The 8,830-nt window shown below is 29.0% G+C and carries 7 protein-coding genes and 1 pseudogene; 7 read left to right on the top strand and 1 reads right to left on the bottom strand.

Going from position 1 to position 8,830, the window contains the following annotated elements; translation table 11 throughout:
- Positions 1–261, top strand: a pseudogene (locus Q0V15_RS09860) (RluA family pseudouridine synthase); the annotation flags it as partial.
- 39 nt (positions 262–300) lie between these two features.
- Here Q0V15_RS09860 and Q0V15_RS09855 read toward each other — a convergent pair.
- Positions 301–1,620 carry a serine hydrolase gene (locus Q0V15_RS09855; protein WP_297438513.1) on the bottom strand — a complete coding sequence of 440 codons (1,320 nt, stop codon included), beginning with the start codon at positions 1,618–1,620 and terminating at the stop codon, positions 301–303.
- A 261-nt stretch (positions 1,621–1,881) separates the two neighbouring features.
- Here Q0V15_RS09855 and Q0V15_RS09850 point away from each other — a divergent pair, with 261 nt between their 5' ends.
- From Q0V15_RS09850 to Q0V15_RS09825, 6 genes are all read left to right on the top strand, one after another.
- On the top strand, positions 1,882–2,562 hold the full coding sequence (locus Q0V15_RS09850) for a ComEA family DNA-binding protein (RefSeq protein WP_297438511.1): 681 nt from the start codon (positions 1,882–1,884) through the stop codon (positions 2,560–2,562).
- A gap of 59 nt (positions 2,563–2,621) precedes the next feature.
- Positions 2,622–3,659, top strand: coding sequence for a selenide, water dikinase SelD (gene selD, locus Q0V15_RS09845; RefSeq protein WP_297438508.1), 1,038 nt, complete (start codon positions 2,622–2,624; stop codon positions 3,657–3,659).
- A 14-nt stretch (positions 3,660–3,673) separates the two neighbouring features.
- Positions 3,674–5,059, top strand: coding sequence for an L-seryl-tRNA(Sec) selenium transferase (selA, locus tag Q0V15_RS09840; RefSeq protein ID WP_297438506.1), 1,386 nt, complete (start codon positions 3,674–3,676; stop codon positions 5,057–5,059).
- Complete coding sequence (gene selB / locus Q0V15_RS09835; RefSeq protein WP_297438504.1) at positions 5,056–6,954, top strand: selenocysteine-specific translation elongation factor; 1,899 nt, start codon at positions 5,056–5,058, stop codon at positions 6,952–6,954. Before selA ends, selB begins: the two co-directional genes overlap by 4 nt.
- Positions 6,955–7,139: 185 nt before the next feature.
- Entirely contained in the window at positions 7,140–8,021 is an 882-nt protein-coding gene (locus Q0V15_RS09830; RefSeq protein WP_297438502.1) for an ABC transporter ATP-binding protein, read from the top strand.
- On the top strand, positions 8,022–8,830 hold an 809-nt coding region (locus Q0V15_RS09825), incomplete at its 3' end, for an ABC transporter permease subunit (RefSeq protein WP_297438500.1).

Below are 8,830 nucleotides of genomic sequence, written 5' to 3'. Positions count from 1 at the left end.
GCAGACCTTGTAGAGTGTCTTTTAGAAACAGGAAGAACACATCAAATAAGGGTACATATGCAAAGTTTAGGGCATCCTATATTTGGTGATGAACTTTATGGTGCAGATTTTTATGAAGAAGATAAAGCTATCATAAGCAGACAGGCGCTTCATGCATATGGATTAGATTTTTATAGTCCTAGGACAGTAGAGAAGCTTTCACTTAGAACAGATTTACCATATGATTTTAATGATGCTATAAATAAGATAAAGAATAAATAATAAAATGCAGATGTATTGTGATAATACATCTGCATTTTTTTAAAATCTTAATTTATTTCTTTTATTTTTGTTTTTAAATAGTATTTTTTTATGTCTTTTTCTATAACCATGATATATAAATTTTTCTTTTATAACCAATATACATATGATAATAGCAATTATTAAGAGTATCAAAAGTAGAAAATTAGATTTTAAAAAGTTTAATATAGTAGAAAGTGGAGATGGCTCAAAAGATATACCACTAACTAAAGCTATGTTAGTAAAAGGTTTATTATCAACAAGGATATCAGCATGTAAAATTTCATCACCTTTATTAAATGATGTGTTTGATATGTCTTTTTGTTCTAAAGATATACTTGTTTTAACTTTAGATTTAACCCCTTCATTGCCACTTCTTGTTAGAGATTTTTTAGTGTTATCTACAAAATAATATACATCTTTATTTGTTATAAGTGGTATTTCAGTATTTTTATTTATTTTTATAGAAGTTACAGTATCACCTGCATCATAAATTTTAACACTATCAAAGTTTTCAAAGCCATAACTAAATAATGCTTTTGTATCTTCAAAATTTTCAGTTTTAGTTTCAGCTTTTAGTAAAACTGAAATTAGTGTTTGTCCATCTTTTTTTGCTGCTGAAACATAACTACATCTAGCAACATTTGTATAACCAGTTTTTCCAGCGATTAACTCTTCAAAGTAATTAGCATTATTAGGATTAAATAATGTAGTAGTGTTATTAACCCATTTAGTTTCCCCATCAACTTTACTTACAGGAAGTTCATAAGAAGTAAGTCTACTTATTCTTATATAATCTTCATGCTTTAAAATTTCTTTCATTATAAGAGATAGGTCATAAGCTGTTGTATAATGAGTTTCTTCATACAAACCACTTGAGTTTACAAAGTTAGTATTTTTTGCACCAAGTTCTTTAGCCCTTTTAGTCATAAGTTTTGCAAAATCTTCTTCTGTTCCTGATATATGCTCGGCAAGTGACATTGCTGCATCATTTGCAGATTCTAAAAGTAGAGCATGAAGAATGTCTTCTACTGAATACATATCACCTTCTTTTAATGCAATGGAACTTCCTTCTGCAAAAGGTGGTTTTGCACCAACGGTTATCATTTCATCAAGTTTAGCATTTTCAAGAACAAGTAATGCTGTCATAAGCTTAGTTGTAGATGCTGGTGCAAATTTTTCATTTGAATTTTTATCAGCTAATAGATCCCCTGTATTAGCATCAATAAGTATCATTCCTTCTCCTCTAACTTCTGGAGGTTTTTCAGCAGCTAGTGCAAAAGTTCCAGATATACAAAGAATTAGTAACGTTGAAAAAATAGATTTAAAAAAGTTTTTCATTAATTTGCCCCCTAAATATAGTTATCTTTATCGGATATTATTTTTAAATAATATGTTTTATGATAGCAACTAAATAATATTAAATTTATTGTGTGTGTAAATTTAATATTATTTATATAAATATATAATTAAGTGATTAAATTATCAAATTATGTAAATAATTTTAAATTATACAGAAGATTGAGAATGAAATCTATTAAAAAATATAAAATTGTCAATAAATTAAATAAATATTAATAATATGATGAAATAGGAGGTAAAATGAAGAAAAAAGAGAGGCTTATTGGGTGTTTAGTGATACTTGGGATAATTGTTTCGGTAGGGATATTTTTAACTTCATTTAGAGAGGCAGATGATATGTCTAATGAAGAAGTTTTGGAAATGTTTAATGAGGGAGAAATAGAGGGAAAAGAAAAGCTAGAAGATAATAAACAAAAAGAAGCTACGGAAGTTAATGAAATACCAGAAGTTATTCAGGCAAAGGAAATTGTGGTTGAGATCAAGGGTGAAGTTAAAATGCCTAGTGTGTATACCTTAGTTGAAGGAAGTAGAGTACATGAACTTATTGAAAAAGCAGGGGGGCTTAGTGAACTTGCTAATGTAGATGAGATTAATAGAGCTAGTTCACTATCAGATGGAGAATGTATTGTAATTGCAAATATTAATGATAAAGAGAGTTTAGATAAAGTTGATTTGAATGTAGGAGTTTCAGAAGTTAATAAACCATCTGAAGGTAAAAAAAGTGAAGGTGATATTGTTAATATAAATACTGCTACGCATGAAGAATTTATGACTCTTAATGGGATTGGTGAAGCTAAGGCGCAAGCTATTATTGATTATAGGGATACAAGTGGTGGATTTAAGAGTATTGATGATTTAACGAGTGTTAGTGGTATTGGTGAAAAGACTTTAGAGAAGATAAGGGATAAGCTAAGCATTTAGTAAGCTACTAATTTATGATATAATCAAAAGTAGAATACTTAAGAAAAGATGGTGATAAGATGTTAGAAGAAAAGATAAAATTAACTTCATTAGCAAGAACAGGTGGTTGAGCAGGTAAAATAGGGCCGGAGGCTCTTTCAGATGTTTTATCAAAGCTTCCTAAAATGGAAGATAAAAATTTAATAGTTGGAATAGACACGTCAGATGATGCAGCAGTTTATAAATTAACTGATGACCTTGCTACAATTCAAACTTTAGATTTCTTTACACCTATGGTGGATGATCCTTATACTTTTGGTCAAATTGCAGCAGCAAATGCCTTAAGTGATGTTTATGCTATGGGAGGAAAGGCTATTGTTGCTTTAAACATAGTTGGATTTCCTAAATGCTTAGATATGAATATCCTTGGAGAAATTCTTAAGGGTGGAGCTGATAAAGTTTTAGAGGCAGGAGCTGTAATTGTTGGTGGGCATACTGTTGATGATAATGAACCAAAGTATGGTTTATCTGTTACAGGAACTGTTCACCCAGATAAAGTTTTAAAAAATTATGGAGCTAACACAGGCGATATAATAATTCTTACAAAGCCAGTTGGAACAGGAATTATTAGTACTGCTTTAAAGGGCGGGGCTGCTAGTGATGTTGCATATAAAAAATCTGTTGAGGTTATGACTTACTTAAATAAATATCCAGCTGATGTTATAGCAAATTATGATATTTCATCATGTACTGATATTACAGGGTTTGGACTTATAGGTCATATATATGAGATGGCAAAACCATCAAATAAAACATTCAGATTATATAAAGATAGCATTCCATATATAGAAGAAGCAAAGGAACTTGCAATTCAAGGATTTGTTCCTGGAGGTTCTTATAGAAATAGAGACTATGCTAAGGGTGAGTATGAACTTATTGATGTTGAGCCTTGGCTTAGAGATATTTTATTTGACCCACAAACTTCTGGTGGACTTGCATTTACTTGTAAGGCAGAGGATTATATGGATATTATGAGTGAACTTGAAAAGTTACCTATAAAGAGTGAAGCTATAGGTAGAGTTGAGGACTTTAATGGAATTTCTATTATTGTAGAATAGTAGGAGTGATTAAAATGAATAAAGAATTTTTAAGGGGTCTACCAAAGGTAGACCCTATTTTAGAAGGTAAAATAGGAAAAGAACTTGCAAAGGAATTTACTAGAGAAAGGGTTAAACTTGCTTTAAGAGATTCCTTATCTTTTTTTAGAAAGCAAATACTTTGTGGTGAAATAGATAGAAGTATTTCAGAAAGCGAAGTTTTAGATAAAGCAAAAATAATTCTAAGTGGAAGTTTTGAAAAAAATTTAAAGAGAGTTATAAATGCGACAGGAATAGTAATTCATACTAATCTTGGGCGTTCTGTTTTATGTGAAAATGCAGTAAATGCAGTTGTAGATGTAGCAAAAAATTATTCTAACCTTGAATATAATTTAGAAAAGGCATGTAGAGGAAGCAGATATTCTCATATTGAGGAAGTATTAAAAGAACTTATAGGGGCGCAGAGTGTTCTTGTGGTTAATAATAATGCTGCCGCAGTTATGCTTATTTTAAATGAAATGGCAAGAGGAAAAGAAGCTATTATTTCAAGAGGAGAACTTGTTGAGATTGGTGGAAGTTTTAGAATACCTGATGTTATGGAATATTCAGGTGCTATTTTAAGAGAAGTTGGTGCTACAAATAGAACTCATGTTAAAGATTATGAAAAAGTAATAAATGAAAATACGGGAATTCTTTTAAAAGTTCACAGCTCAAATTATAAAATTATAGGATTTACAAGTGAAGTGAGTTCAATAGAAATATCAGAGATAGGTAAGAAATTTAATGTACCAACATATGAGGATTTAGGAAGTGGAGTATTACTTAAGCTTAAAGGTAGACTAGCTAAGGAGAAAACTGTTAAAGAGTCTGTTGATTCAGGGATTGATATAGTTAGTTTTTCAGGTGATAAAATGCTTGGTGGTCCACAGGCAGGAATTATTGTTGGTAAAAAAATATATATAGATAGACTTAAAAAAAATCCTCTTACAAGAGCGCTTAGAGTTGATAAGTTCACTCTTGCAGCACTTGAGGCAACACTTTTAGAATATTTAAAAGAAGAGAGTGTTATAGCAAAAATTCCAACTTTAAAAATGATAACTGAAAGTGAGAATAGTCTTTTAGAGAGAGCAACAGTTTTAAAAGATATGCTTTGTAAAATTAATAAATTTAATTTTGATATTTTAAGTGATGTATCATTTGTTGGTGGAGGGGCTATGCCAGAGGAAGCACTTAAAACATATGTTATAAGTGTTATTTCAAAGGTTAGTGAAAATATGCTAGAGAAAATGCTTAGGGAAAGAGATATTCCAATTATAACTAGAATGAGTAGTGGGAAATTGCTACTTGATATAAGAACTATAAGTGAAGATGAATATGGTATTATTTTTGATGCCTTTAAGAGTATAGGAGAGAAAATATGAAACATATAATAGTTGGGACAGCAGGGCATGTAGATCATGGTAAAACAGCATTGGTTAAAGCTATAACAGGTGTTGATACTGATACTTTAGAGGAAGAAAAAAAGAGGGGTATAACTATAAATAATGGATATACTTACTTTAAACTAGATGATGAAAATACAATAGCTATAATTGATGTTCCAGGGCATGAGAAGTTTATTAAAAATATGGTTTCAGGTGTTTCATCTGTTGATATTGTTATGCTTATAATTGCGGCTGATGAAGGAATCATGCCACAGACAAGAGAGCATATGGATATTTTAAGACTTCTTGATATTAAAAAAGGAATAGTTGTTTTAACTAAAAGTGATTTAGTTGATAGTGAATGGCTTGATTTTATGAAGGAAGAAGTTAGAGAGTTTATATCAGATAGTTTTATGAAGAATGCACCGATTATAGGTGTTTCATCAAAAATAGGAGATGGAATTTCAAATCTTTGTGATGAAATTAAAAATCAAATTAATGATGTATCAGAAAAGGATAAAGGGGAAATTTTTAGACTTCCAATTGATAGAGTTTTTAAGGTTAATGGATTTGGAACGGTTGTAACTGGTAGTATACTTTCAGGAAGTGTGAGTATAGGTGATGAGCTAGAAATTTCAGATGAAATAGGAAAAGCTAAAGTTAGAGGTATTCAAGTTCATGGAGAAGATAGAGATAAGGCTTTTGCAGGAGAGAGATGTGCTATTAATATAGTTTTAGATAATAAGCTTGAAGTTAAAAGAGGTATGTTTGTATATGAAGTTGATAAACAAGAAAATTCTTATATGATTGATGCAAGAATTAATCTTTTAAATATTGATGGGCTTGAACTTGTTAATAGGCAGAGAGTTAGAGTATATCACTATGCAAAAGAAGTGATGGCAAGAGTTGTACTTCTTGATAAAGATGTTTTAAAAAGTGGTGAGAGTGGATTTATACAGTTAAGACTTGAGGAAGAAATATCATCAAAGCCACAGGATAAGATAGTTATAAGAACTTATTCACCTATGAATACAATAGCTGGTGCCACTATCTTAGATAGTAAGGCAATAAAGGCTAAGAGGTTTAAGGAAGAGTATATAAAGTCATTAGAAATGAAAGAGAGTGGAGATATATCAGTTAAGGTTGAAAATATTTTACTTGAAAAAAGTAATGAATTTATTCTATTAAGTGAAGTTGCAAGTATTTTAAATATTTCTATTGATGAGGTACATGAGAATATAGAAAAACTTTTAAATGATAAAAAGATTATAAAACTTGAAGATAACTTATATGTGCATAATAGATTTATTTTAGAAGTTGAAAATAGAGTAAACAAAGTTTTTAAAGAGTTTTATAATATAAATCCTTTAAAGGTAGCAATGAATAAGGATGCTTTAAAAGGAAAAGTAATAGAGAAAAAAATTAAAGTAGCATTATTTGATAAAATATTAGAAAATTTACTTTTAAGAGATGTTATAAAACAAAGTGGAGTAAATATTAGTTTAAAAGGGTATGAAATAAGTTTAACTAAGGAGCAAAAGAAAATTAAGGATGATATTATAAAAAAATATAATGAATTTAAATTTTCAGCACCAAGGTTTGAAGATATTATAGCAACTGAAAAAAATAAAAAAGACTATAAACTTGTTTTAAATCTTTTAATAGAAGAGGGAAGTCTTATTTATTTAGAGGATAATCTTTTTATAAATAATGAAAATTATAATAAGGTTAAGGCTGATGTTATAAGTTTTATAAATGAAAATGGTAAGATAATTCTTGCAGATTTAAAAGAGATGACAGGTACATCAAGACGGTATTTAGTTGCTATATTTGAGAAATTGGATAGAGAAAAAGTAACTAAGCGAGAAGAAGATTATAGGATTTTAGTATAAGTAGAAGAGATATATTATAGTGAAAAGTAAATTTTCATATATAATATATCTCTTTTTTTATAGATTTTGGCAAGATACTGTTTATAAAATGCAACTTAGATGTTTTAGGTTGTCAAAGGAGTTTTTAAATAATAAGATAGAATTATGGAAGATAGTTACAACTTATATTAATTGGAGGGATAAAAATGAGTAATATTATTAGTGTTAAGCAGCTAAGTAAAAGTTACAATGGTGCTAGAGGAGTAAAAGACGTAAGTTTTGATATTAAGAAAGGTGAAATTGTTGGATTTATAGGACCTAATGGTGCTGGTAAATCTACAACTATAAAAATTCTTCTTAATATAATTTTTAAGGATAGTGGAGAAGCTAAAATTTTTGATTTAGATTGCGTAGAAAGTTCAAATCTTATAAAAGAAAAAGTTGGGTATGTGCCTAGTGAAGTTAAGTTTTATGAGAATGTGAAAGTTAGGGATATTATTTCATATGCAAAGAGTTTTTATAAAAATATAAATAATGAGAGAGTTGACTATATTTGTGAAAAGCTTGAACTCAATATGGATAAGAAAATGAAAGAATTATCTCTTGGAAATAAGAAAAAGATAGCGATAGTACAAGCTTTAGTTTCATCACCTGATTTAATAATTTTAGATGAGCCAACAAATGGACTTGACCCACTTATACAAAAACATTTATTTGAGATTATATTAGAAGAGAAAAGTAAGGGGAAAACAATATTTTTATCAAGTCATAATTTAACTGAGGTACAGAGTTATTGTGATAGAGCCATAATTATAAAAGATGGTGAAATTATAGATATAAAGGATATGACTGATATTAAAGAGCTTAGAAAGAAGAAAGTAACAATTGTAAGTGATGAGATAAGCTTAGAAAACTTAAAAGAATTTTCAGAGAGTATAAGTAATGAGGGCAATAAATTTGAGTTTAACTATAATGCTGATATGAATAAGCTTTTAGCTGTGCTTGTAAAGTATAAGATTATTGATTTAAGCATATGTGAAGAGGAACTTTTAGATACTTTTATGCATTATTATGAGGGGGATAAGTAGATGAATATTATAAAATTTGAACTTAAAAAGGAAAGTAAGTCTATAATGACTTGGTCTGTTATTACAGGACTTGTTTTAATATTATTTATGGCTATGTTCCCTACTATGGAAAATAGCGATATGATGGATGTTGTTATGGCTAAAATGGATGCACTTCCAAGTGCTATGCTTGAAATGTTTAATATATCTTCAGCAGTAGATTTTTCAAATATTATTGATTACTTTGCGTACGCATTTCAATTTATTTTAATGGTTGTATGTGTGTATGGTGCAATACTTGGAACAAATGCTTTAAGTAGTGAAGAAAATGAGGGGACAATAGAATTTTTATATTCTAAACCAATCACAAGAAGTTCAATAGTTTCAAAGAAAATTATAGTAAGTGTTATATCATTATTTATTTTAATAATGGTACTTGGACTTATTAGTATAGGATTTGTAATTGCATTTACAAGTGATAAATCAGAGATTATGAGCAATATTCTTTTGATGAAAGAAGTATTTGTAGGAAGTTTCATTGCAGGGCTTGTATTTATGAGTATAGGATTCTTAATATCAGTTTTGCTTAAAGAAAACAAATCACCTATACAAATAGGTCTTGGAGTTTTCTTTGGAACTTATATGCTGGGAATAATATCAAAACTTAATGATAGTTTTGAATTTTTAAAATATCTATCACCTTATGATAAATTCACGCCATCAGAAATTGTAGCAAGCGGTTTAGATTTTGGATATTTAGGAATAAGTATTGTGCTAATAATAATTTCACTAGGAATAACATTTACTTTATATAAGAAGAGAGATTTTAG

Source organism: uncultured Clostridium sp. (assembly GCF_947036855.1).
Lineage (GTDB): Bacteria > Bacillota > Clostridia > Clostridiales > Clostridiaceae > Sarcina.
Note: the sequence above shows the minus strand (reverse complement) of the source record. Positions and strands in the feature narration are given on the sequence as shown.

Bases quoted from the DNA above. Each gene is read 5' to 3' on its own strand.
- Q0V15_RS09830 (WP_297438502.1), top strand. From the start codon at position 7,140: ATGAGTAATATTATTAGTGTTAAGCAGCTAAGTAAAAGTTACAATGGT.
- Q0V15_RS09855 (WP_297438513.1), bottom strand. From the start codon at position 1,620: ATGAAAAACTTTTTTAAATCTATTTTTTCAACGTTACTAATTCTTTGT.
- Q0V15_RS09850 (WP_297438511.1), top strand. From the start codon at position 1,882: ATGAAGAAAAAAGAGAGGCTTATTGGGTGTTTAGTGATACTTGGGATA.
- selB (WP_297438504.1), top strand. From the start codon at position 5,056: ATGAAACATATAATAGTTGGGACAGCAGGGCATGTAGATCATGGTAAA.
- selA (WP_297438506.1), top strand. From the start codon at position 3,674: ATGAATAAAGAATTTTTAAGGGGTCTACCAAAGGTAGACCCTATTTTA.